The sequence below is a fragment of the Rhizobium nepotum 39/7 genome (genome assembly GCF_000949865.1).
Taxonomy (GTDB): Bacteria; Pseudomonadota; Alphaproteobacteria; order Rhizobiales; family Rhizobiaceae; genus Agrobacterium; species Agrobacterium nepotum.
On record NZ_JWJH01000019.1, the window covers coordinates 31,523 to 55,000 of the forward strand.

Below are 23,478 nucleotides of genomic sequence, written 5' to 3' on the forward strand. Positions count from 1 at the left end.
AGTCAGTGAGATGTTCGGCAATCCTGAACGGGAGCGGAGGCCGGTTCTTTCTGCCCGGACGCAAGATCGGCCGGCAGGTAGCGAAGATGCACGTCGCGCTCCTGCGCCATCGTGTAGAGCTTGTAGATCCGTGCCGAAAACGGCTGGATTTTCTCCGCGAATGCGGAAATGTCCGGGGCGTCGCCACTGACCAGTTCGCCCGCCACCTGACGGCATTCGTTCAGGACGTCGCCGAGTTCGCTTTCGAAATCGAGCTTGATCACGGCAGCACTGATGCGGCTGAAAACGGCTTGACCTTCCGTCGCGAGATCATCGAGACCCATTTCCATCTGGCCCTTCGCGCGGCTTATGGCCTCCAGCGCGTCGTTCAATGGCTCCGGCAGGTCGCCGGCGCTGCGGTCCGCCGTCATCAGATTTCCGATCACGTTTTCGATCCGATGGAGATCGGCAACGATCGAATCCGCCGGGCTTTCCAGCTTGTCGGCAAAGACCCGCAATTCGCCGCTGACGACGTTGACCGAGCGGCCTTCGTCACCCAGTTTCGAGCAACGCAGGTTCAAGTTGAGCGCCATGTAGTGGATTTCGGTTTTGATCGAGCGCAGCACCTCGATGCCGTGCAACAGATCTTGCGCGGTTCCGGTGACCGAAGAGACGACGGCGTTGGCATCCGCCATGCCTTCCTGAACACGTCCGGCCAGATCGCAAGCCCTGGTTATACCCTTCTCAAGCAGTTGCAGCGCGCTGCCGCCATCATTGGCGGCGTCTTCGACCAGCGTGTCACGCAGCGAAAGAATGGTTGCCGCATCGTCCGCAAAACTTGCGATGCCTGCAAAAATCTTGCGGCAATCCTGCTGGAACGTGGTCGCCAATTCATCGATCTGGGCGCTGACCATCTCGAAGACGGTGTCACAAAGGGCATCCGTTTCGGCGGCATTTAAAGCCTTCGCCTCTTTGGAATTCAGATAATCATCGAACAGGGACAGCGCCATCTGCACATGTTCGACGCGTTGGCGGGTGATGTCACCGATCTGGAGAGACGACAGTGTCGCAGCGATCTTGCCCTGCACGCGCTGCGCTACCGTTTTCACCTTGGCCGCCATGCCCGTCATGGCACGATGTTGTTCGCCGATACGACCGGAATTCGTCTTCAAGCCGCTGACAATACCCGGGATTGTCGCTTCGAAATCCGCGCCGATGACGGAGGAAACGTTGCGGGCCGTGGCAAGCTGCTTGTCCATGAGATCGAGATATTGTGCGAATTTGCCGACTTCAGTGCCGCCGAAATGGATGCGCTCGCGGATTTCCTCGGCAAAGGAGGAGAATTCGGCGATGCCTGCGCCGGTGATCTTTACCGTGACTGCAAAGGTTTTCAGGTAACGGATCGTCTCGCGAATATCATCGACATGGCCGTTTGCGGATTTGCACAAGGTGCTCATTTCAACAAAGGCGGCCTGCCGCACCTGCTCTGCTTCCGGCAGGCGGATCATGTCCTCAATGGTCTTTTGCATGTTGGCCATTGCGGCATCGGCGGTGTCGCTGTCCATCGAACCCGTCATGCGGTCCAATATGGCGATTAGCTCGTTCAGGATGTCCATGACCGAAACGAGCGCCGATCCGCCCTCGAGAAAGGTTTTCTCGATACGAGACTGCGCGGTTGCAAGGCGCGCGGTCAAATAGGCTTGCGGATCACTGGCTTCAGCTTTTGGTTGGTTTCTCACGATGGCACTGTTTCCCATATTCGGATGGCTTGATCGTAGCCGGCAGGACGAAAGGGACAGTGAATATTCTGAGTTGACCGCGGGTTAACGCTTCGATTGGTTGACCAATTCCTATCTTCGCGAGGTCATCGACCATGGGCTTGGTCGGGGCCAGCCGGAAAAGTCAGTTGCACCCTTGCGCCTTCGCCGGGTTTCGAGACGATATGCGCCTCGCCGCCGCTTTGGCGGACGAAGCCGTAGACCATTGCGAGGCCAAGGCCCGCGCCGCCGTGTTCCTGCCTCGTGGTGAAATAGGGTTCGAATGCCTTGTCCACTGCCTCGGGCGTCATGCCGATGCCCTCGTCGGTGACGGCAATCATCAGTGCATCCTTCTCGCAAGCGGCCCTGATCGAAATCAGGCCGCCGTCGGGCATGGCCGCTGCGGCATTCAGGCAGAGGTTGAGGATAGACTGCTCAAGGAGGGCGGGGTCGAGCGGTATCGAGGGAAGATCCTTGTCGAGGTCAAGCGCGATCCGGCATTTCGGGCCCACCGCAATCTCGAGGATATCGGCCATGCCGCGCAGCAGGTTCGCGACGTTGATGTGGTTCGCATGGATCGGCTGCTGGCTGCCGATGGTCAGCATGCTGCTGGCCAGAGAACGGCCACGGTCCGCAGCCTTGCGGATGCGGGCGATGTGCCGTTTCTGGCGATCGTTGAAGCCTGCTTCCCGTTCCAGCAGGCCGAGGCTTCCGGTGATGATGCCGATCATGTTGCCGACTTCATGGCTGACCTGATGGGTCATGCGCATGATGCCGTCCAGCCGCTGGGCTTTCGCGGCTTCCGCCTCCTGGCGATCGAGAGCGGTCACGTCGCGGGCGAGCAGCACGATGCCGCCATCCGGCTGGCGAGACATCGACACTTCGATCACCCGCTGGTCCTCGGTGCGATGGCGCACGACAGCGCGGTCCATCAATTTGCCCTGCTCACTCTCGAAAGGCAGCAGAAACGGATCGATTTCCGGGATCGGCTCGACAAAACGGCGAAGCTGCAACTTTCGCGATGAGCCGGAGCGCCCGACAAGCTCGATGATCCGTCGGTTCATGGTGATCGGACGGCCGGTCGGATCGAACAGTGCTATTCCCTCATTCATGTTGCGGAAGGTGGAACGGATGGTGCGGGCCGCCGCTTCCGCCGTGCGCCGGAGACGGGAGACACGATCGACGCTGTCATGGAAGGCGCGGAAGGCATCGAGCAGGCGGATCAGCTCCGTCTCTGGTCCGGTGTAAGATGGCGGGCCGACATCCTTCTCTCCCTTGGCGAGCGCGTTCATGCCGTTGGAAAGCGTCGCGATCCCGCGCGAGACGCGCATCACCGATTTGATCGAGAAGATCGCCACCACCAGAACCAGAAGGGAAGCAACAGCAACGATGATGAGTAGCCGGCTAAGAGCATCGGAGGTCGAGATCAAATCCTCGTTCAAGCTGCGGGCAACCGCATCGCTCTGGGTTTCAGTGACGTGGGAGAGATCGCGCGACACGATGTGAAGCCGCGACACCGAGGCGCGGATCGCGAACATTTCCAGGAGGTAGCGGCTCTGGGCTTCGAAGACCCGTTCATAGGGTCGCAGCTCGGCCACGGGGAGCCGCTCCCCGGGATAGCCTTCCTGACGCGCCGTGGTTTCGGCAACGTAACGGCGGCGGAGTTCGCCAAGCTGGAAGAGGCTGTCGGATGCGGATGCGGCCTGCACGATGCCGTTCATCCGCCGGCGCAGTTCCGGATCGACAATGCCCAGACCGGTGGCAATTTCGCCAAGTGCTGCTGCCGCTTCCGCCTTGTGGCCCTGTGCGGCATCGGCATCCTTTGCGAGATCCAGCGTCTGCGTCCTGATGAGTTCGAGAAGTTCGACGATGCGCTCGCTGGCAAAGCCGCGGGTGACCCGGTCGTCACTGCCCTGTCCCGTCATTTCGAGCAGGATGTCGACCTGCTGGACCACGGACCGGCTTTCGCTGGAAACGCGATAGGGCGAGGCGGCGTTCATCAGAAACGGCGCGCTTGAGACGAGATCGGAGACCTGTCGCGAGACCAGCGATGCCTTGGTAAGGCTGGAAAATGCCTGAAGACCATATGCGGCCATTTCATCACGGGCCCGCTGCAGGCCGTAGATGGCGATGGCGGAAAGGCTGAAGACGAGAATGCAGATGAAGACGATCGCGAAGGGCAGGCGAAAGGCGATCGAGGAAAGGAAGGAGCGGCTGATCACGGGGAAAGCTCGCCCTCGCCGGTATGCAGCACATAACCCTTGCCGCGCCGCGTCTTGATATGACGCGGCAGATCGGGGTTTCGCTCGATCTTGCGCCTCAGCCGCAGCACCAGCACGTCGACATTTCTATCGATATAGCGGTCGCTTTCCGAGCCCAGCCTGTCGAGTATCTGGGAGCGGCTGACGGGGTGGTTGGGTGTTTCGGCCAGGATTTCCAGAAGTGCGAATTCGGCACTCGTCAGCGTTCTGCTGCGATCGGTCAGGCAGACCGCCTGTCGCGCATTGAGATCAATCGCCCAGTCGCTGAGGAGCAATGCTGCCCGGCCGTGATCGCGTTCGCTTTCCTTTTCCTGTTTCAGCGAAGGGATCGTCCGGCGCAACACGGCCTTGATCCGTGCCGTGAGTTCGATCGGTTCGAAGGGTTTGACAACGTAATCGTCGGCGGCCGTCTCCAGACCGAGAACCCGGTCGGCGGCGCTGCCGGCAGCCGTCACCATGACGATGCCGATATCGATCCGGCTGCGCAGTCTCTGGGCAAAGGCGCGGCCGGAGGTGCCGGGCAGATTGTGGTCGACCAGCACGAGCTGCATCACGTCCTTCGCCAATATCTCGTCCGCCTCCTCGGCGGAGCGCGCGCAGGTGGGCAGCCAGCCTTCGGCCTCGACAAGGTCCGAGATGAGCTCTGCCATATCCGGATCGTCCTCGACGATCAGAATGCGAACCTTCTGATTAAGCAATGCGTATTCCTCCCGCCGCCATCATAGGCACGCTGGAAGCGATCTTCAAAGGCTGGCTGGTTATCTCCCCTGTCATAATTGTAATAACTGTAATCTTGTTCGGCGGTGCGGTGAAAGATTGGTAACCATTCTTCGATTGCGGCGCGGACAGGATGTGACATGTTGTCGGCGGAGATTGGAACGGGGAGGTTCCAAGCAGGGAGGCTCAGTTGAGAGCATTAACCGCACTTGCGGCGAGCATGGCGTTATGGCTGTGCGGCGCAGGGCATGGCATGGCCGAGACCAAGTTGAACGTCCTTTGTGGCGTCGACGAGGCTTGGTGCGTGACCATGCAGCGGGCTTTCGAAGCCCGGATGGGCGTCGAAATTTCGATGGTTCGCAGGAGCACAGGCGAAATCCTCGACCAGATCCGTGCCGAACGATCCGATCCGACTGTCGACGTTTGGTGGGGAGGCACCGGTGACACTCATTTGCAGGCGGGTTCGGAGGGTTTGCTGGAAGAATACCAGCCGGCCCATCAGCAGGATTTGCTGCCCTGGGCACAGAATTTCTATGCGATGTCCGGATCGAAATCGGCTGGGATTTATGCCGGAGCGCTCGGCTTTGCCTATAATTCTGAACTGCTTGCCAAACACAACCTGCCGGCCCCGACCTGCTGGAAGGATCTGGCGAAGGACATCTATCGCGGCCACATCCAGACCGGTAATCCGAACTATTCCGGCACGGCCTTCACCATGCTTGCCACCCTTGTCCAGCTTTTCGGCGAGGAGGAAGCCTTCAGTTTCATGGGCAAGCTTAACCAGAATGTGACGAGCTATACCAAGGTCGGTGCGGCACCTGTGAAAGCGGCGGCGCGAGGCGAGGTTCTGATCGGGATTTCCTTCATGCATGACGCCGTGACGCAGAAGATCGAAGGCTTTCCGCTGGTGATCGTCGCGCCTTGCGAGGGGACCGGTTACGAGATCGGGGCGGTCAGCATCGTCAAGGGCAACCACAACGATGCGTTGGCGCAGGCCTTTGTTGAATTCGCGCTGACCCCGGAAGGACAGGCGACCGGAGCCAAGGCCGGCCAGAACCAGGTGCCATCCAACGCCCGGGCGACGTTACCGCTCACGGCGCCTGATATATCGATGATCAAGATGGTGGATTACGACTTTGCCACCTTTGGCCAACCCGAAGAGCGAAGTCGATTGTTAAGCCGCTTCGACAGCGAGATTCACCCGACCCAGTAGGTCAGCAATCCAAGACCGAAAAAACAGACAGCGTGGCAGCACAAGTTGCCGCGACCGGCAGCGCCATGTTTGCGCGCGGCCCAACCATTCAGACGCAAGCTACAGGAGGATAACCATGCGACTGACGATACTTTCCACATTGCTTTTTGCCGGTACGGCACTCGGCACCACATCGGTGCAGGCGGCTGGCGAGCTTAACCTGATCTGCTCGGCCGATGTCGTCATCTGCGAACAGATGAAGGGCGATTTCGAGAAGTCGCATGACATCAAGGTCAATATGGTTCGCCTTTCTTCCGGCGAAACCTATGCCAAGGTGCGTGCGGAAGCCCGCAACCCGAAGACCGATATCTGGTGGGCCGGCACCGGCGACCCGCACATGCAGGCGGCTTCCGAAAACCTGACGCTCGAATACAAGTCGCCAATGCTCGATCAGCTGCAGGACTGGGCCGTCAAGCAGGCGGAAAGCACCGGTTACAGAACTGTCGGCGTTTATGCCGGCGCGCTGGGCTGGGGCTACAACACCGAAATCTTCAAGTCCAAGGGCTACAAGGAGCCGAAGTGCTGGGCCGATCTGCTCGCACCGGAACTGAAGGGCGAAATCCAGATCGCCAATCCCAACTCTTCGGGCACCGCCTATACGGCGCTTGCCTCGCTCGTGCAGATCATGGGCGAAGATCAGGCGATCGATTATCTGAAGAAGCTCAACGCCAACATCTCGCAATACACCAAGTCCGGTTCCGCGCCGGTCAAGGCGGCAGCGCGTGGCGAGACGGCGCTTGGCATCGTCTTCATGCATGATGCCGTGGCGCAGACGGCGGAAGGTTTCCCCGTCAAGTCTGTCGCTCCCTGCGAAGGCACCGGCTACGAAATCGGCTCCATGTCGATCATCAAGGGTGCCCGCAACCTCGAAAATGCGAAGACCTGGTATGACTGGGCCCTCAAGGCAGACGTCCAGTCGCGCATGAAGGACGCCAAGTCCTTCCAGCTTCCGTCCAACAAGACGGCGGAAGTGCCGAAGGAAGCGCCGAAGTTCGAGGACATCAAGCTCATCGACTACGACTTCAAGACCTATGGTGACTCCGCCAAGCGCAAGGCACTGCTGGAGCGCTGGGACCGTGAGGTCGGTGCTGTCGCAAACTGATCTGAACTCCGGCGATCGGCATCCCGGCTTTTAAAGCCGGGGTGTCCGCCATTCTTTCATCGGCATGAAATAAGCGAGGTCGGCCATGACACGTGGCAATCGCAGGCTGAACATTGTCCTGGCGCTCGGGGCTTTGGCCCTGGTTTTTCTTCCCTGGTATCGCATTGAAGGCGGATTTTTCAGCTTCCGCTGGCTGTCGGAGTTTCTTTCTTCCTCCAGCAATGCGCCCGGTGTGCTGCAAATATTGGTTTATGGAAAACCCTGGCTTGCCGGTGCCGCCTTCTTTTTCCTCGCCGGATGCCTTGTCCGCCCGATCAGCGATCCGATGCGACGCGGCAAGCTGCTGGCGTGGATCGGTGCTGCCGGTCTCATGGTTCTGATTTTGCAGGGACTGGCGATTGGATTTACCGGCTGGACATGGACCGTCAGCGAAAACCTCTTCGGTATGCTTGCCGATGGCCAGCCCGCCATGGGGGCCGGGGCCGTCGTCATGTCGCTGGTCTTCGTGCTTTTCTTTGCCTTCGGGCTTGCCGAACGCGGCGTGATGAAGGGCGATGCCTTTGTCGTCGGCTCGATTTCCATTCTGGTCTTCCTCGTCACCGTTTTCGTGTTTTATCCGATCGGCAGCATGCTGATCGCATCCGTTCAGGATTTCGATGGCTCCTTCAATGCCGACGGTTTCATCCGTAATATTCAGGATCCCGGCATCTGGAGCCTCGGCTGCGTCATGGGTGAGGAGCGTTGCGGCGTGGCCTGGCGGACGCTTTTCCTTGCCTTGATGACCGCCTTCGGCTCCACCGTGCTGGGGCTGGGTTTTGCACTGGTTGCCACCCGCACCCGCTTTCCGTTCAAGAAGGGCCTGCGCCTTCTGACGGTTCTGCCGATCATCACGCCGCCTTTCGTCATCGGCCTTGCCTTGACGCTGCTCTTTGGCCGCGCCGGTGTCGTTACCGAATGGCTGTCCTATCTCTTCGGCATCGAACCCGGCCGCTGGCTTTATGGTCTCACCGGCATCTGGATCGCGCAGGTTCTCTCCTTCACGCCGATATCCTTCCTGGTGCTGATCGGCGTCGTCGAGGGTGTCAGCCCGTCGATGGAAGAGGCGTCGCAAACGCTTCGCGCCGACCGCTGGCGCACATTCTGGCGGGTGTCGTTGCCGCTGATGAAGCCCGGTCTTGCCAATGCCTTCCTCATCGGCTTCATCGAAAGCATGGCGGATTTCGGCAATCCGCTGGTGCTTGGCGGCACCCATGGGGTGCTGTCGACGGAAATCTTCTTTGCTGTCGTCGGTTCGCAGAACGATCCCTCGCGCGCGGCGGTTCTGGCTATCGTCCTGTTGTGTTTCACGCTTTCGGCTTTTCTCGCCCAGCGTTTCTGGCTATCGGGCAAGAACTTCGCGACTGTCACCGGCAAGGGCGATAGCGGCGCGCATATCGCCCTGCCGCGCGGCCTTTCAATCGGCGTCCATGCCGTTGTCATTCCGTGGATGCTCTTCACCGTCGTCGTTTATGGCATGATCCTCGTCGGTGGTTTCGTGAAGACCTGGGGTCTCGATAATTCACTGACGCTTGACCACTACATCCGCGCCTTCTCCGTCAGCTTCTCCAATGGCTCGATTGCCTGGACCGGCGTTGCCTGGAACTCGTTCTGGACAACCATGGAGATCGCGCTGGTTTCGGCGCCGCTGACCGCTGCCGTCGGTCTGCTGACGGCCTATATCATCGTGCGGCAAAAGTTCGCCGGGCGGAACATCTTCGAATTCGCCTTGATGATGAGCTTTGCCATTCCCGGAACGGTTATCGGCGTCAGCTACATCATGGCCTTCAACCTGCCGCCGGTGGAAATGACGGGATCGGCGCTGGTTTTGATCGCCTGCTTCGTCTTCCGCAACATGCCGGTCGGTGTGCGCGGCGGCATCGCGGCGATGAGCCAGCTCGACAAGAGCCTCGACGAGGCCTCGCTGACGCTGCGCGCCGACAGTTTCCGCACGATCAGGAAGGTCATCCTGCCGCTGCTGCGCCCGGCGATCACGGCGGCTCTGGTCTATTCCTTCGTCCGTGCGATCACTTCCATCAGCGCCGTCATCTTCCTCGTCAGCGCCCAGTACAACATGGCGACTTCCTACATCGTCGGTCTCGTCGAAAACGGCGAATACGGTGTGGCCATTGCCTATTCCTCTATGCTGATCGTCGTGATGATCACGGTCATCACCGGCTTCCAGTTCCTTGTGGGCGAGCGTCGCCTGCGACGCGAAAACCGTGTCGCAGGACTGCCCTCCGCTTCCTCCGTTCCTCTCGCTCAGGAGAAAACCGCATGATTTCCGTAAAGCCCGGTTCCGTCACCTTTCAGAATGTCCGCAAGACCTTCGGCGCCTTCACCGCCATCCCCGACCTTTCGCTCACCATCGAGCCCGGAACGCTGGTGACCCTGCTCGGCCCTTCGGGCTGCGGCAAGACGACGACGCTGCGCATGCTGGCGGGTCTGGAGCACCCGACTGCCGGTCGCATTCTGATCGGCGACAAGGATGTGACCATGCTGCCAGCCAATGAGCGCGATGTCTCGATGGTCTTTCAGTCCTATGCGCTTTTCCCGCATATGACGGCGCTCGACAATGTCGCCTATGGCCTACAGTCTTCGGGATTGCGGAAGGCGGAAGCACGGGAAAAGGCAGAGGAAGGGCTGAAGCTCGTGGGCCTTGCGGGCATGGGGCACCGCCTGCCGGCCGAACTCTCCGGCGGTCAACAGCAGCGTGTCGCGGTTGCTCGCGCCCTGGTGCTTGAGCCGCAGGTGCTGCTGCTTGATGAGCCGCTTTCCAACCTCGATGCGCGGCTTCGCCGCCGGGTTCGCACCGAAATCCGTGAATTGCAGCAGCGGCTGGGCTTTACCGCCGTTTATGTGACGCATGATCAGGACGAGGCGCTGGCCGTTTCCGACCGGATCATCGTGATGAAGGAAGGTGAGATCGCCCAGTCGGGCGCGCCACGGGAACTCTACGAAGCGCCGGCATCTTCATTCATCGCCGACTTCATGGGCGAAGCGAATGTCGTCGGCTGCGAGGTGGTCAGCCTTGAGGGCGCCGATGCGTTGATCCGCGTCGGGGGGATCGATCACCGGGTTGCGGCACGCAACGCCAAGCCCGGCCCGGCAAAGCTTGCGGTTCGTCCGGGGGCGATTTCCATCGCCCAATCGGGCGGGCAGGGGCTTGCCGGTCGGGTGCTGCACAGCGCCTATCTCGGCGGTCACGTCGAATATGAAGTCGAGACCGATATCGGCACGCTCTTCATTATCGACCATGCCGTCGAGACCAGTCTGCCGCCCGAAAGCGATGTCACACTCGGCTTCAAGAACCGTGGCATTGCGTTGATCCAGGCCTGAATTTCAAAGCGTATCGCGGCGGTCCTCTCAAATGTCCTTTGCGAGACGCAGCGCATCGTAGATCGCCGCATGGGTGTTGCGTGCGGCGACCGCGTCGCCGATCCGGAAGAGCCGGTAGTCGCCGTCCGGATTGCGCTCGACGGTTTGGGCGGAGCCAGCCAGCAGGGCGTCGTAGGATATTTCGCCGAGGTTCTTCGAGCCGGGTTTGAGTTCGAAATAGAGATCGTCGAGCGGGACCGTGCCGTGATTGACGACGATCTGGTCCACGGTTCTTGTTTTCGTCACGCCGCCATAATCGCTGCCGACGCGGGCGATGAGCTGGTTGCCGTTTCTTTCCGCCGCTTCCAGCCGATAGGTGACGGTGAAGGTGACGTCGAGCTTTTGCAGCGAGCGCATGTAGGGCACGAGGTTCATCGCCATGACCTCAGGGGCAAAAGCGCGATCCGGTGTCATGATCTCCACTTTCGCACCCGCTTTTGCGATAAATTCGGCGGCCTGCAAGCCCGCATGATCGCCGGCATCGTCGAAAACCAGCACATTGGTGCCCGGCTTGACGTCCCCGGAAATGATATCCCATGCGGAGATGACGAGATCGTTGCCTGCCGAAAGCACGTCGGTATGCGGCAGTCCGCCCGTGGCGATGATAACCACGTCGGGGTTTTCAGAAAGAATTGTGTCCGTTTCCGCCCAGCTGTTGAAGTGAAAGGTAACGCCCAGCCTTTCACACTGGCTCATGCGCCAGTCGATGATACCGATCATTTCGCGGCGGCGTTCGCTTTGCGCGGTCAGGCGGATCTGGCCGCCGGGATCGTTCGCGGCCTCGAAGACGACGACCTCGTGGCCGCGTTCGGCACAGACACGCGCGGCCTCCAGCCCGGCCGGACCGGCACCGACGATCACCACCTTTAGGCTTTCCGTCGCCTTGGTGATCTCGTGCGGCATGGTTTCTTCACGGCCGGTCGCCGCGTTGTGAATGCAGAAGGCGAGACCACCCTGATAGATGCGATCAAGACAGTAATTGGCGCCCACACAGGGGCGAATATCGTCCTCCCGCTTTTCCATGATCTTGCGCACGATATGCGGATCGGTCATGTGGGCGCGCGTCATGCCGACCATGTCGACCTTGCCGGAGGCGATTGCGTATCGGGCGGTGGCGACATCCTGGATTTTGGCGGCGTGGAAGGTGGGAAAATTGGTCGCCGCGCGGATTTCGCCTGCGAAGTCCAGATGCGGCGCGTTCACCATGCCCTGAATGGGAATGACGTCGGTCAGGCCGGGATCGGTGTCGATATGGCCCCTGATAACGTTGAGATAGTCGATGAGGCCGCTATCCCTCAACCGGCGCGAGATTTCGAGGCCCTCGGCTTTTCCGGTGCCGCCCTCAAGACATTCGTCGGCGGTATAGCGAACCCCGAGGATGAAATCGTCGCCCACACGTTCGCGCATCGCCCTGAAGACGTCGAAACAGAAACGCATGCGGTTGTCCAGCGAACCGCCATAGGGTCCATCCAGCTCATTGGTCAGCGGTGAGACGAACTGGTCGATGAGATGGCCATAGGCTTCCAGCTCCACCCCGTCCATGCCGCCGGCCTTCATGCGTTCTGCGGCATTGGCGAAGTCCTTGATGATGCGCTCGATATCCCAGTCCTCGATCTTCTTCGGAAAAGCGCGATGCGCGGCTTCCCGCTGGTGGGATGGCGCCAGCACCGGCAACCAGTCTCCCTTGTCCCAACGGGTGCGGCGGCCGAGATGCGTCAGCTGGATCATGATCGCCGCACCCTCTTCATGCACGGCGTCGGTCATTTCCCTGATCCACGGAACGATTTCATCCTTATAGGCCAGCAGATTGTTGAAGACGGGTGGGCTGTCTTTGGATACGGCGGCGGAGCCGGCCGTCATCGTCAAGGCCACGCCGCCCTTTGCCCGCTCGACCGTGTAGGCGCGGTAGCGCCCTTTCGGCATGCCGTCCTCCGGATAAGCGGGTTCATGCGAGGTGACGATGATGCGGTTTCGCAGGGTGAGATGCTTCAGCTGGTAAGGCTGAAGAAGGGGATCATTCGACATGGCGAGCGTGCTCCAGGAAAGTTTGTTAGGAGAAGGCTAAGCGGGAATGTACATAGGTGTCAATTAATAAAACACTTGTGTTTATGCATTCGACATGAGTGGACATTCGCCTTGTCGCGACCAGGTCGATTTGATAGGAAATCATCATGGAAGCGACATTGAACGAGATCGGTTGGCGTGGATCGCAGGAGGGCTGGCTTGAGGCCGCCTATCAGGCCCTTCTCGAATCCGGTGTGGATTCCGTGAAAATCCTGCCGCTGGCGAAAAAGCTCAACCTGTCGCGCACGAGTTTCTACTGGTTCTTCAGGGATCGGGAGGAGTTGCTGGTCGCATTGGTCGCCCGCTGGCGCGAGAAGAATACCGGCAGCATCGTCAGGCAGTCCGAGGCCTATGCGGAGACCCTCGCCGAAGCGATGCTGAATGTTTTCGATTGCTGGCTGGATTCCCGCCTTTTCGACAACAGGTTCGAATTTGCGGTGCGCAGCTGGGCGCTTCAGTCCGACAACATTCTTGCCGAGGTGCGCGAGGCCGACCGGACGAGAATGGATGCGCTTTCGCACATGTTCGCGCGTTTCGGCCACTCCGAAACCATGGCGGATGTGCGTGCCCGCACCACCTATCTCGTGCAGATCGGCTATATCTCCATGCAGTCGGAGGAGGATGTGGCCGTGCGCATGAAAAGGATCCCGGACTATATAGCGATCTACACCGGCGAAGTGCCGCAGCAGCGCGAGCTTGACCGGTTTTATGCACGCCACGGATACAGGCCGGGATCGGACACCTGGAGTGCGTCGGGCGAGGTGATGGAAGAAGAATAGTCTGGCTCCACGCGTGCAATGTAGCTGCAACATTCACCGACCAGTGGTGGGGACGGCAAGAGTTCACCTTCGAGGAAAAAGTCATTGCGAATCTTGCTTCTTGAGGATGAACCTGAAATGGCGCGAGCATTGCTCGAAGCCTTGCGCCGGCGTGATGTGCTTGCGGATCACGTCAGCACGATCGCCGATGCCGATGCTCTGGCGCGCGACGGGACTTACGATGTGCTGGTTCTGGATCGCCGTCTTCCCGATGGCGAAGGGTTAAGCCTTGTGTCTTCGCTTCGCAAAGCCAGGCATTCCGTGCCGATCCTTGTTTTGACGGCGCTTGGAAGTGTCGATCACCGCGTTGACGGGCTCGATGCCGGCGCGGACGATTATCTCGCCAAGCCCTTTGCGATCGAGGAATTGCTCGCTCGCCTTCGGGCGCTGCACAGGCGCGGCCCTTCGCTCTCCGGCAAATATGTGAGTTTCGGAAATCTGAGCATTGATCCGAAGAGCAATGAAGTCTCCGTTGCCGGTTCCACCATCGAATTTCGGCGTCGCGAATATCTGGTGCTCGAGGCTCTGATGCGACGCCCGAACCGCATCGTGACGAGACCCAATCTGGTCGAGGCGGTTTATACCCTTGATGATGAGATCGAATCGAATGCTCTGGATGCCCATATTTCCCGGATCAGAAAGAAGCTCGCGCAGGCCGAAGCCACGGTCGAGATAAGGGCCGTGCGAAACATCGGTTATCTCATCCGGTCGAATGCATGAAACAGGAGCGTAACCGATCCCTGCGGTGGGCGCTGATGAAGCGTCTTTTCGCGTTGCAGGCGTTTTTTCTCGTTCTCTTTGTCGTCCTCCTCGTCAGCTGGATATGGATCATCAATCCGCAACTGGAAGACGCCAACGAAGAGGCCGTCCGGGTCGTTGCGGAAAGCGTGACAAGGGATGGACAGGGCCGGGTGCAAATTGCGGCTACGCCCGGACTGGCTGAGCTGAAACAGCGCTACCCGAACCTCTGGTTCACGGTGTGGGACGCCGATGCAATCGTTTCGCAATACGGAGAAATACCCCCGGCTCTGACGGCGACGTTCCCCCGCACCCTGGAGCGGGCGCGCCTGGAAACCGGGGATAAAATCCGCGCCACCATGGAAAATCGCGATACGCCTGCCGGACGGCTGCAATTCATTGCCGGAACGGAGGGGAGTTTTCCGACCGATGGCCTCAATCTCTGGATCAGCATGCAGCTCGATCTGGAAAAAGACCGTGACGGCGCAATCCGCTGGCTCACCGTGCTGCCCGGTTTCGGCTTCATCATTCTGATTGCCGTCGTCCCCATGCTGCTCCTGACCGGTTTTGCAACATTGCTCGTGACACCGCGTGCGGTCGGCCGTTCACTGAGCGGCCTTATGGAAACGGTCAACCAGGCGCAATCTATCAACTTCGAAAACCGTTCCGCCCGTATCGATCGTTCGAAGGTGCCCAATGAAATCATTCCATTGGTGGACGCCTTCAATGTTGCGCTCTCCAAGCTGGATGAGGGGTATAATCGCCGCAACCGCTTTCTTGCCGATGCCGCTCATGAGCTGAGAACGCCGATTGCAATCGCGCGGATAAGAGCCGACCTTTTGCCCGACGACGAACTGAGCCGGCAGTTGCGGGCCGATATGGATCGCCTGACACGCGTTGCGCATCAGCTGCTGGAGATGCAGGCGGTGGGTGCGGTGGAGTTGCCCGCCGAGCAGCAGGATCTGAATATTCTTGTCGGGCGCATCGCGGGCGTATTCTAGCCTCTGCGACCGCCGCGCAGCTGTGCCAACGTCGCGAGCGTATTGCCGCTGATCGAGGAACTGCCGCCCAATAATGTCAGGAGAGGATCGGGCGCTGAATTGTTGGCCTCGAACATGACCAGAAAACGGTTGACCAGCTTTTCGACCTTCTTGGGGTCCTGCAGGTCCTTTATCTTCAGTTTTTTCTCGATCATCTTCACCTGCGCATCCAGCTTGGAATTTGCGGTTTCGGCAGGAATTCCAAGGGCGGTGCGGGTGAACTCAGCAAGCGCATTATCGGCCAATATGTCATAGGAGTTGGAAATGCCGCCGGCCATCCGCTTGAAGTAAAGGGCAAGGCGAACCCCGGAATTTTCTTCGCCGGCCCGTTCCTCCAGCGTCTGGCGAACATATTTGTCGCGCATCTCCATGAGGCTGCGGGTGTTCTGCACGTTCTGGCCGGCTTTTGTGTTGATCTTTCCCTTAGCGTCGAAATTGAAGGAACCGGCAAGAGCCCGGAAACGGGCATCGGTTTCGGTGTTGGCGAAGCTTTTGGGGTCCTGAAGATCGGATTTGAAAATCTTCTTCAGATAATCGGTGGTGACCGATTTGGGGTCGATACGCTGCGCAACCAGCATGAAATCGAGCAGGCGACGATCGGCAAGCAGTTGATCGGCGGTTTCGAGTGTTTCCATGCGCTGGCGATAATAGGTGATCTCTTTCTCCGCCTTCTCCTTGACCTTCTTGTCCTTGTCCCAACGGGTGATTTCCGTCAGGTAACTCCGCGATATCCGGGTGATCTCGTTTTCCGCCTGGGCGAGCCGTGGCGAGCCGATCTTGCCTTCGGAATCAAAGTTAAAGGCCTTGGCAAGCCGCACAAAGCGATCGTCTTTCAGTGTGTAAACGTAGCTTTTCGGGTCCGATAGATCGCTGGTGAACACCCGTTTGAGTGTGAAGGACGACGCTTCTCCAGCGGAAATATCAAACGCCTTCAGGGCGAAGTTTCGAATGATGACCGCCGCCTGCGCGTCGGACAGAAAATCCGCGAGATTTTTCGTCAGGCCGATGTAGCGCCGGTAGTCCTTGATCGCCTTCTCGTCCGCCACTTCGTCCTTGTCATTGTAGCGGCTGAAATAGAAATTCATCATGGTGTTGAGCTGTTCGGTGGTCTGGGCCGTCTTTCCGGTCTCGATCTTGCCATCCGCACCGAAATTGAAGGCCCGTGCCAGATCGACGAGACCCTTGTCTTTCTCTTTGTGGACAGGACTTTGCGGATCATCCGGGTCCTGTAAAAGAGCCCAGCCGATTTTCTCGTCGGTCTCGTCATTGTCCATCAGATTGAAACTGACGATCAGCATCGTTCTCAGGCGCACAAATTGGGTCATCTGGCTGGCCTCGGTGATGGTTTTCATCTTGTCGGTGAAATAATCACGGTTGAGAACCGCTCCGGCCTGCGTCAGGCGGGGATTTGAGAGAACGTAGGTTTCGTTGACCAGTCGCCTTTGGGCCGCCGTCTGCGCCGGCATGCCGTCATCCACCCGGCCATCACCCTGGAAATTGAACGCCGCCGCCATCTCGAACAACTTGTTCGCATCGTTGATACGCTTGTTATACTGGCTGATCAGATAGTCGATCTTTGCGAGCGCCACCTTGTCGATGGATGCGATTTTCGCGCGTTCTATGCGCAGGTCGGCCGCCTTTTCCTTCCAGTCCGGAATCAATGGCTTGTAGGTCTTGTTGATATAGCTATCGGCGTTGCTGATATCGCTGGTGAGAACGTCTTTGACGTGCTGGTAGCTGAAGGTTTCGGCGTCGATAGTGAAGGATTTGAAGATATAATCCCGAAGCCGCGTGTTCTTGAAGATATCGTCGACATGGCCGACCTTTTCGATGGCGATGTTATAAAACCGCGTCTCTTCCTTTAGCTCCTCGGCTTCCTGTTCAATCGTATCGTGATAGGTGGCAATCAGGCGGTCCTGCTGTGATTTCGTCTGAACTGATTTTTCCGCTTTGATGTTGCCGAAATCGAACGCCGTCGCGAAGTCGCGGTATCGTGTATCCTTCAGTTTGTTGGCGAAACTGTTCGGGTCGTTGAGATCGCTTTCCAGCACCTTCTTCATGAAGGCAGTGGCATAGGTCATGTCTTCCAGGCCGTGGGCTTTCATGGCGTAGGAGTAGAGCCTGTAGTCCTTCAGGAACTCGTCAAGGCTTTTGACGTTGCCGATATTGTCCGCATAATATTTGGCATCACGCGATACGACCGGGTCGCTCGCGACGCGTTTCAGCGACAATCCCAAATCACGATTGTAGAGAGCGTAGGTCGTATAGGCGGACAGCACCATGTGTCTCCGGAAAAACTGTGGCCGAAATATTCGTTCTCGCCAGTAATACTTTGAACTATTGTATTATAGTCTTGCCTGTAGCTGTATTTTTGGAAGGTTTTCCTAAATAATGTATTCTATGTTGTTAAATTAGAAGGAATATATGTTAATAAAATTGAATTTTTACTTGATGTTGCCGCGTTTAGAGGTGCGCAGGCAAAAGCGGACCGAGCCCCGACACCCTGCATGCGTCGGTTGATAATCGGGCCGGGGGGCTTGTCAAATTCGCGTAGGCTACCTGTGAGGACCGCCGGGACCGGCATGCGAAAATGCCGCCGGCTGCCGTGCCAGTGCAATTCCTATGATAAAGGGTACCGGTCGCTTTTTCCGGAGCGGTTGCAGGTGCTACCGGGGGGTTTTGCCGGAGACCGGCATGACGGTCGCCATTTGCAGCAATGTGCGTTCGTTCGTGCGTTTGGCCCGCGCCAACGCATCGTCGCGATCTTCCGGCAGCGTATAGGTCATGTAGGACAGCGAGGTTTCGAGGTCGTTGTTGTTATGGCCGAGGATGGCCGCGAAATAGCTGTTCTTCGTGACGTGTGGCGGGGCGAAATTGTGATAGGCCACCTCAGCGTAAAGGTGCCGCAGGCCATAGGGCTTGGGCAGTTCCTGCTTCGGCCAGTGATCCTCGAACAGATTAAAGACCGTGTCCCTGAGCAGCAGGCGGGTTTCCGACGAAAAATCGTCGATCGACATGCCGAGCCACAATTTTCCCTGCCCGCTTTCGCGCAGGCGTTGATAGGCGGACAGGATCGTGGCGGAGCGGGCAAGGACGGGAATTTCGTATGTCACCCCGAACTTCGTTCCTTCGCCCTGCTTCGTCTTGGCCTGGCCGTTAAACAGGATGCTCCATTTGGAAATGCCCTTGCCATAAGGGGCAGGGGAAAATTCCGCTTGAGTGAAGACCTCATAGGGGCGTCGTCCCGTCATGCCGATCAGGCCGATGCCGATCATCAGGGGATCGGCGGACTGGAGGCAATCGGCGCAGATTTTCAGGACCTGCCGGTAGTTCTCGAATGTGATCAGGGCGCCGTGCTTGTTGGCGATCTTCTCCATCTTGACCCGGCGCGCTTCGTCATACATTGCGGCATCGCCGGTCGCGATCTTCAGCATCGGATGATCGTCGCCGAAGGCTTCGCGGACGGCGTTGCGGTATTTCGTGATGTAGGAGATGATCGTTGTCTGGGCTCTGCCCTTCATGATACCTATTTCGGCGTTCCACAAAGCCTGCATCTCGTCTTTCGAGCCGATGCCGTTCATCGCGGCAATGAAATCGGCGATCCGTAAAAGAACGGTCGGCTTGCGGCCGGCGGTGTTGAGTTCCGCCCGTTCGATTTTTTCGACGATGGATGTCGCCACACCGGTTTTCGGATAGTCGGCCCGCTCGATATAGGTCTTCAGCCGCTCCCGCAGCTTTTTCATGTTGCAGATGGCAAGCGGGGTGCTCTTGGCGCCGAATTCAGCCTTCAGGGCATAGCGATATTTCATGATGTAAAGTTCGAGCGTCTTTTCCGTGCGGCCATTGTCGAAATGGTAGCGGACCTCGGCGTCCCACAGATCGCGGATTTTTTTGTTTCGCAACGCGTCGCTGCTTTTCATCGCCTCCCGCACCCGGCCGACGAACTGGTCGATGCGTTCCACAAGAACAGGCGTTTTTGTCTTTCGTGCGAGCATGCGGCGGCTCCCTGAACCGGTCCGGAAATATAAAATCTATGATTGGCAATCAACAGAAGCTTGGTTGCGGAAATGCCATGGACATCCGCCGCCAGCATATTTCTTTTGAATAATACTTTAACCGATTCCGCAAGCATGGCCGTGGTGCCGAGGAACTTTCGAGGAAGGTTTCCGGGCTGCAGTCGGCCATTTCGGAAGCCGGCATGCTGCCGATGGCGCTATTTGCGGTGTTTGAAGACCAGCGGCATTGCGGCTTCGGGAGTTTTCCCGAAGCCCTTCAGGTCGTGACTGCCTATTTCGGCAGCCGGGTCTTCAGCGATGTCACGATACGCTTGGCCAGCCCTTCATAATCCTCATCGAAATGATGGCCGCCCTCGATGCCGACCGCCTCCACGCCTTTTGCTTTCAGGCCGGGGCAGGGATCTTCATCCTCTTCCTCCGTTCCATAGATGCATTGCACCAGCTTCGGGTCTATTTTGGCGATGTCGTCGATGGTCTTGCCGCCCTTGCCCTCGCCGGCGACACCCAGCCAGCCTTCGACGGAAATTTCGAAATCCACTTCGGTCGACAGCCCCATAAGGGTTAGCTGTACGACATGAGATTTCGCGCGTTCCGGCAGAAGATTATAGGTGGCGGGAATGATATCGGCACCGAAGGAGTAGCCGATCAGCACCACGTTTCGAACCTTCCATTCCTTGCGGTAGGTGTCGATGATACGTGCGAGATCGCCCGCCACTTCCTGAGGCTGCTTTTCTTTCCAGAAATAACGCAGCGCATCGACGCCGATCACGGGTATGCCCTGTTTTTGCAGCGCGCCGCCCACTTCCTCGTCGAGATCGCGCCAGCCGCCGTCGCCGGAATAGATCACCGCCATGGTGTCCATCACCGGGCTGGTTTCCAGAACCTTGATTGGCAGGCCGAGTGGGCTGTCCGCATCGCCGGCGGCATCAAACTGATCGGACAGGGTCTGGGTCAGAACCTCGTCCGCCTTGTCGGTCACATCCGTCACGTCGATATCGGGATGAAGTTTTACCAGCGCGTTGACGTGGTCGCGGCCCTTCTGGTCCGCATCGGGCGTGAACAACACGCTGACCGGCGCAGGCAGCGGGCCATCGGTCAGACCATAGACCGTCTCGCCATCCACCTTGTCCTTGGTGGCGGGGGTGCAGAGTATCTTCTCAAGCGGCAGACCGGCCTTGGGGTCGACGGCAATGGCTTCCCGGACAGTAGAAACCGGGCTTTGCGCGATCATGGCCAGTGCCAGCGTTCCGCCCTTGCCGATGCCGGTGAGGATAGGTTGGCGATAGCTGCTGGTGCCGGCGGTGCGCTGGATCTGCTGCGACAGCGACTCGATGTCCGAGATCATGTAGATGCAGTCGTCGTCATCGGCCTCAAGCGCCTTCAGATATTCCTTGAAGTCGATGCCGACCACGGCGGCACCTTTTTCCACCAGCGCCTTGGCGCGTTCTTCGTCGGTATTCGTCCATCCGTCCGCGTCGGAAATCAGGAAGACGCTGGCGAGAATATCGCCGTCCGGCACCATGATGTGCTCGGCGGGGATCATGCCGGTCTCATAGGCCGGTTTGTCCTGCGACAAGGCGGCGCTGGAAGCAAACAAGGGGGAAGCGAACAGGGCGGAAGCGGCAAGGACCGTCTTCAACATGCTGTATTTTCTCATTTTCCGATCACTCCTCTGACACCGCCACTGATCAGAACCGTCGCATCCATCAGCGCCAGAGCGGCGTCTGCGCCATTCTGCACGGCAAGGTAACGCGGTTCCCATTTTGGGTGGAACTTCGTCTTGAACGCACGAAGCCCCTTAAAGTTGTAAAAACGTTCGCCATGTTCGAAAAGCGTGCTGCCGATGCGGTCCCAGACGGGCGCCGCATCGCGTTTCGACATGCCGGACATGGGCGCCATGCCGAGATTGAAGCTTTCATATCCCGCCTCGCGCAGATGCTGCATGATGCTGACGAAGAGGAAGTCCATCGAGCCGCGCGGCGCATCCGGTGAAAAGCGCATGAGATCGACAGTGGCTTCCTTTTTCGTATCCGTCACCATCAGATTGGCGAAGGCGGTGATCTTGTCATCCTTGCGCAGCACGGCGACGGGCTGGGACAGAATGTAATCCGGCTCGAAAGCACCGAGTGAAAAGCGCTTTTCCCGCGTATTGTGGTGCGCGAGCCAGCCGTCGGAGACCTGTTTCAGCTCGTCCAGAATATCTGCGACATGCGATCGTTCGACGACCTCGAAGGTCAGCCCGTCGCGCGCGCCGCGGCTCAGCGACTGGCGGAGATTGGCGAGTTTGCCCCCCTTCAGTTCGAACGCCGTAAGGTCCACCAGCGCCAGTTCGCCGAGCTTGAAGGCGCGCAGGCCCGCATCGGCGCAATGGGACAGGAGAAAAGGCGAGATCTGGTAAAAGGCGGCGCGTGCGCCCGCCGCGCGGGCGGCTTCCACGAATTGCCAGACGAGATCGGGGAAATCCTCCTCGTCGCCGACAGGGTCGGCGAAGGCGATCCAGGAGCGGCCCTGAATGCCGTACATGATGAAGGCGTTGCCGCTTTCGGAGAACATCACGTGCTTGTCGCCCATACGCACCAGATTGGCGTCGGCCGAATCCTGCGTCATCACGATGGTGGTGGCATTTGCGACATCGTCGGCCTCGATCGCATCCGGCCGGAAGGCCACCGGCCGCATCAGGCTGAAGATGGCGATGGTGGACGAGGCGAGTACGAGGCCGAGAAGGGCGCGCAATCCGCGTGGGGCTTCCTCGGAGAATTCGAACTGCCACCACAATGTCTGGCTGTAATCCGTATCGCGATAGACGAAAAGCAGGATGGTTGCCGCGCCCGCCACGATGACGGCCATGGCGGCGAGCCAGCTTGGGCCCAGCGCCTGCTTCACCAGCGAAGCATGGCGGTTGAAGCTGCGCATATTGGCGGCAAGGGCTGCGATGAAGATGCCGAGGATTGCGGCTTCGAAAACCGCTATGGCCTTGAGGAGGGAGAGAACCAGCGCCAGCGAGGCGGCGACGAGGGCGATCCACCAGGCGCCGTCCAGCCGCTGCCCGAGGCCGCGCGAGGCGACGACCAGAACGAGGCCGAGAATGCTGGTGAGAAAATGCGCCGCCTCGATGATAGGCAACGGTACGAAATTGGACAGGAAATCCAGATTGCCGTCGGGTGTCGGCGTCACGCTCGAAAAGATCAGCATGGTGCCGAGGATCATCGCGAAGGTCGACAAAAGCGGCGGCGCGAGCCGGACGGCAAGCTGGCTGATATCGGAAACCACCGGCTTTGCCGCGAACTGCTTCATCTCGGAGACGAGCATCACCAGAATGGCGACCACCAGCGGCAGGACGTGATAGATCACGCGGTAAAGGACGAGGCTTCCGAGCAATTGGTCGACGCTGATCGCATTGCCGAGGCCCGCGACCATCACGGTTTCGAAAACGCCGAGACCGGCCGGCACGTGGCTGAGGACGCCGAGGCCGACGGCGGTGGCGTAGATTGCGAAGAATGTCGGCCAGCCGAGATGCGTGTCGGGCAGCAGCACGTAGAGCACGGAGGCGGAAGCGGCGATATCGAAGGCGGAAACCAGGAACTGACGCGAGGATGTGCGGCTGTCGGGAAGGCGAAGTCGCCAGGCGCCGAGCCGGATCGCGCGGCCGTTGCGCCCGACATAGGCGGCGACGACAAGAGCCGCGATAACGGCCAGCGCGGCCGTTCTGAGAACCAGGGCGTCGACGCCAATAATGGCGGCGATACGCGGCGCGACGATCAGGGTGGAGATTGCACTGACCGAAAGCAGGCCAAGCCCGAAGGAAAGTGTGACGAAGGCAATGACGCGGGCGATTTCGCCGGGCGACAGCCCGAGCCGGGAATAGGCGCGAAAGCGGATCGCACCGCCGCTCAACGGCCCGAAACCGGCGGTATTGCCAATGGCGTAGGCAGCGAAGGCCGTTGCCGCCATGGGCGGAAACGGAAGCTTGCGGCCGATAAATTCGATTGCATTGGCGTCGTAGAAGATCAGCGCCAGAAAGCTGAGCGCGGTGAAGACGATGGCGAGCAGAACCGCCGAGGCCGAAGTTTGCATCAGCGCTTCGATGACATCGTCATAGCGGACTTCGGAGGTCAGGTGATATATGGCGAAGGTCATCATCACGAAGACCAGCGTGATGGCGATCGCGGTCAGGTAGGAACGGTTTCTTGCGAAAAAGCTCTCAACCGCAGATTCCGTGACATCGGTTTGTATGATTTCGCTCTTGTCTGCCATTTGATTATCCAGCGCCCGTTTCCCGGTTGGCGAACCACAGGAATGTGTCGCCAATTCGTTTCGGTT

The 23,478-nt window shown here is 59.0% G+C and carries 14 protein-coding genes and 1 pseudogene; 7 read left to right on the forward strand and 8 right to left on the reverse strand.

All coding sequences use genetic code 11. From position 1 onward, the window contains the following. Positions 1 to 2: 2 nt before the first annotated feature. From RS75_RS18880 to RS75_RS18890, 3 genes are all read right to left on the reverse strand, one after another. The gene (locus RS75_RS18880) at positions 3 to 1,718 is read right to left on the reverse strand and encodes a hypothetical protein (RefSeq protein ID WP_045023616.1); all 1,716 of its coding nucleotides are present in this window, start codon (positions 1,716 to 1,718) and stop codon (positions 3 to 5) included. A gap of 125 nt (positions 1,719 to 1,843) precedes the next feature. Continuing rightward, a complete protein-coding gene (locus RS75_RS18885; protein WP_045023333.1) occupies positions 1,844 to 3,958 on the reverse strand; it encodes a sensor histidine kinase in 2,115 nt (704 codons plus the stop codon). Beyond that, positions 3,955 to 4,695 carry a response regulator transcription factor gene (locus RS75_RS18890; protein WP_045023334.1) on the reverse strand — a complete coding sequence of 247 codons (741 nt, stop codon included), beginning with the start codon at positions 4,693 to 4,695 and terminating at the stop codon, positions 3,955 to 3,957. Before RS75_RS18890 ends, RS75_RS18885 begins: the two co-directional genes overlap by 4 nt. A 239-nt stretch (positions 4,696 to 4,934) precedes the next feature. On the opposite strand from RS75_RS18890, the gene RS75_RS18895 reads away from it, so the two are divergent. The 4 genes from RS75_RS18895 (at position 4,935) to RS75_RS18910 (ending at position 10,443) form a co-directional block, all read left to right on the forward strand. Further along, positions 4,935 to 5,927, forward strand: coding sequence for an ABC transporter substrate-binding protein (locus RS75_RS18895; RefSeq protein WP_045023335.1), 993 nt, complete (start codon positions 4,935 to 4,937; stop codon positions 5,925 to 5,927). 115 nt (positions 5,928 to 6,042) lie between these two features. Next, positions 6,043 to 7,068, forward strand: coding sequence for an ABC transporter substrate-binding protein (locus RS75_RS18900; RefSeq protein ID WP_045023336.1), 1,026 nt, complete (start codon positions 6,043 to 6,045; stop codon positions 7,066 to 7,068). 85 nt (positions 7,069 to 7,153) lie between these two features. Further along, positions 7,154 to 9,385: an ABC transporter permease gene (locus RS75_RS18905; protein WP_045023337.1), complete on the forward strand. Its 2,232-nt coding sequence runs from the start codon at positions 7,154 to 7,156 to the stop codon at positions 9,383 to 9,385. Further along, a complete protein-coding gene (locus tag RS75_RS18910) occupies positions 9,382 to 10,443 on the forward strand; it encodes an ABC transporter ATP-binding protein (protein WP_045023338.1) in 1,062 nt (353 codons plus the stop codon). Before RS75_RS18905 ends, RS75_RS18910 begins: the two co-directional genes overlap by 4 nt. 27 nt (positions 10,444 to 10,470) lie before the next feature. Here the strand turns inward: RS75_RS18910 and RS75_RS18915 are convergent, their stop codons facing one another. Beyond that, a complete protein-coding gene (locus RS75_RS18915) occupies positions 10,471 to 12,507 on the reverse strand; it encodes an NADH:flavin oxidoreductase (protein ID WP_045023339.1) in 2,037 nt (678 codons plus the stop codon). Between the two features lie 146 nt (positions 12,508 to 12,653). Here RS75_RS18915 and RS75_RS18920 point away from each other — a divergent pair, with 146 nt between their 5' ends. The 3 genes and pseudogenes from RS75_RS18920 to RS75_RS18930 form a co-directional block, all read left to right on the forward strand. Next, positions 12,654 to 13,325, forward strand: coding sequence for a TetR/AcrR family transcriptional regulator (locus RS75_RS18920; protein WP_045023341.1), 672 nt, complete (start codon positions 12,654 to 12,656; stop codon positions 13,323 to 13,325). A gap of 84 nt (positions 13,326 to 13,409) precedes the next feature. Then, positions 13,410 to 14,084 (forward strand): response regulator transcription factor, encoded by a 675-nt coding sequence (locus RS75_RS18925; RefSeq protein ID WP_045023342.1) that lies wholly within the window; start codon positions 13,410 to 13,412, stop codon positions 14,082 to 14,084. After that, positions 14,081 to 15,091 (forward strand): annotated as a pseudogene (locus RS75_RS18930) (histidine kinase dimerization/phospho-acceptor domain-containing protein); the annotation flags it as partial. The gene RS75_RS18925 and the pseudogene RS75_RS18930, both read left to right, overlap by 4 nt. Before the next feature lie 8 nt (positions 15,092 to 15,099). Here the strand turns inward: RS75_RS18930 and RS75_RS18935 are convergent. The 4 genes from RS75_RS18935 to mprF all read right to left on the reverse strand — a co-directional run bounded on the left by RS75_RS18935 (position 15,100) and on the right by mprF (position 23,412). Then, positions 15,100 to 17,424, reverse strand: coding sequence for a DUF1217 domain-containing protein (locus RS75_RS18935; protein ID WP_045023344.1), 2,325 nt, complete (start codon positions 17,422 to 17,424; stop codon positions 15,100 to 15,102). 384 nt (positions 17,425 to 17,808) lie between these two features. Continuing rightward, a complete protein-coding gene (telA, locus tag RS75_RS18940; protein WP_045023345.1) occupies positions 17,809 to 19,137 on the reverse strand; it encodes a telomere resolvase TelA in 1,329 nt (442 codons plus the stop codon). Between the two features lie 292 nt (positions 19,138 to 19,429). Next, positions 19,430 to 20,800, reverse strand: a complete 1,371-nt coding sequence (locus tag RS75_RS18945; protein ID WP_045023347.1) for a virulence factor — start codon at positions 20,798 to 20,800, stop codon at positions 19,430 to 19,432. An 11-nt stretch (positions 20,801 to 20,811) separates the two neighbouring features. Continuing rightward, on the reverse strand, positions 20,812 to 23,412 hold the full coding sequence (gene mprF / locus RS75_RS18950; RefSeq protein WP_045023349.1) for a bifunctional lysylphosphatidylglycerol flippase/synthetase MprF: 2,601 nt from the start codon (positions 23,410 to 23,412) through the stop codon (positions 20,812 to 20,814). Between the last annotated feature and the right edge of the window lie 66 nt (positions 23,413 to 23,478).

Coding starts and splice junctions, on each gene's coding strand:
- RS75_RS18895 (WP_045023335.1), top strand. CDS start 4,935: ATGGCGTTATGGCTGTGCGGCGCAGGGCATGGCATGGCCGAGACCAAG.
- RS75_RS18900 (WP_045023336.1), top strand. CDS start 6,043: ATGCGACTGACGATACTTTCCACATTGCTTTTTGCCGGTACGGCACTC.
- RS75_RS18905 (WP_045023337.1), top strand. CDS start 7,154: ATGACACGTGGCAATCGCAGGCTGAACATTGTCCTGGCGCTCGGGGCT.
- RS75_RS18910 (WP_045023338.1), top strand. CDS start 9,382: ATGATTTCCGTAAAGCCCGGTTCCGTCACCTTTCAGAATGTCCGCAAG.
- RS75_RS18915 (WP_045023339.1), bottom strand. CDS start 12,507: ATGTCGAATGATCCCCTTCTTCAGCCTTACCAGCTGAAGCATCTCACC.
- RS75_RS18920 (WP_045023341.1), top strand. CDS start 12,654: ATGGAAGCGACATTGAACGAGATCGGTTGGCGTGGATCGCAGGAGGGC.
- RS75_RS18935 (WP_045023344.1), bottom strand. CDS start 17,424: ATGGTGCTGTCCGCCTATACGACCTACGCTCTCTACAATCGTGATTTG.
- telA (WP_045023345.1), bottom strand. CDS start 19,137: ATGCTCGCACGAAAGACAAAAACGCCTGTTCTTGTGGAACGCATCGAC.
- RS75_RS18945 (WP_045023347.1), bottom strand. CDS start 20,800: ATGTTGAAGACGGTCCTTGCCGCTTCCGCCCTGTTCGCTTCCCCCTTG.
- mprF (WP_045023349.1), bottom strand. CDS start 23,412: ATGGCAGACAAGAGCGAAATCATACAAACCGATGTCACGGAATCTGCG.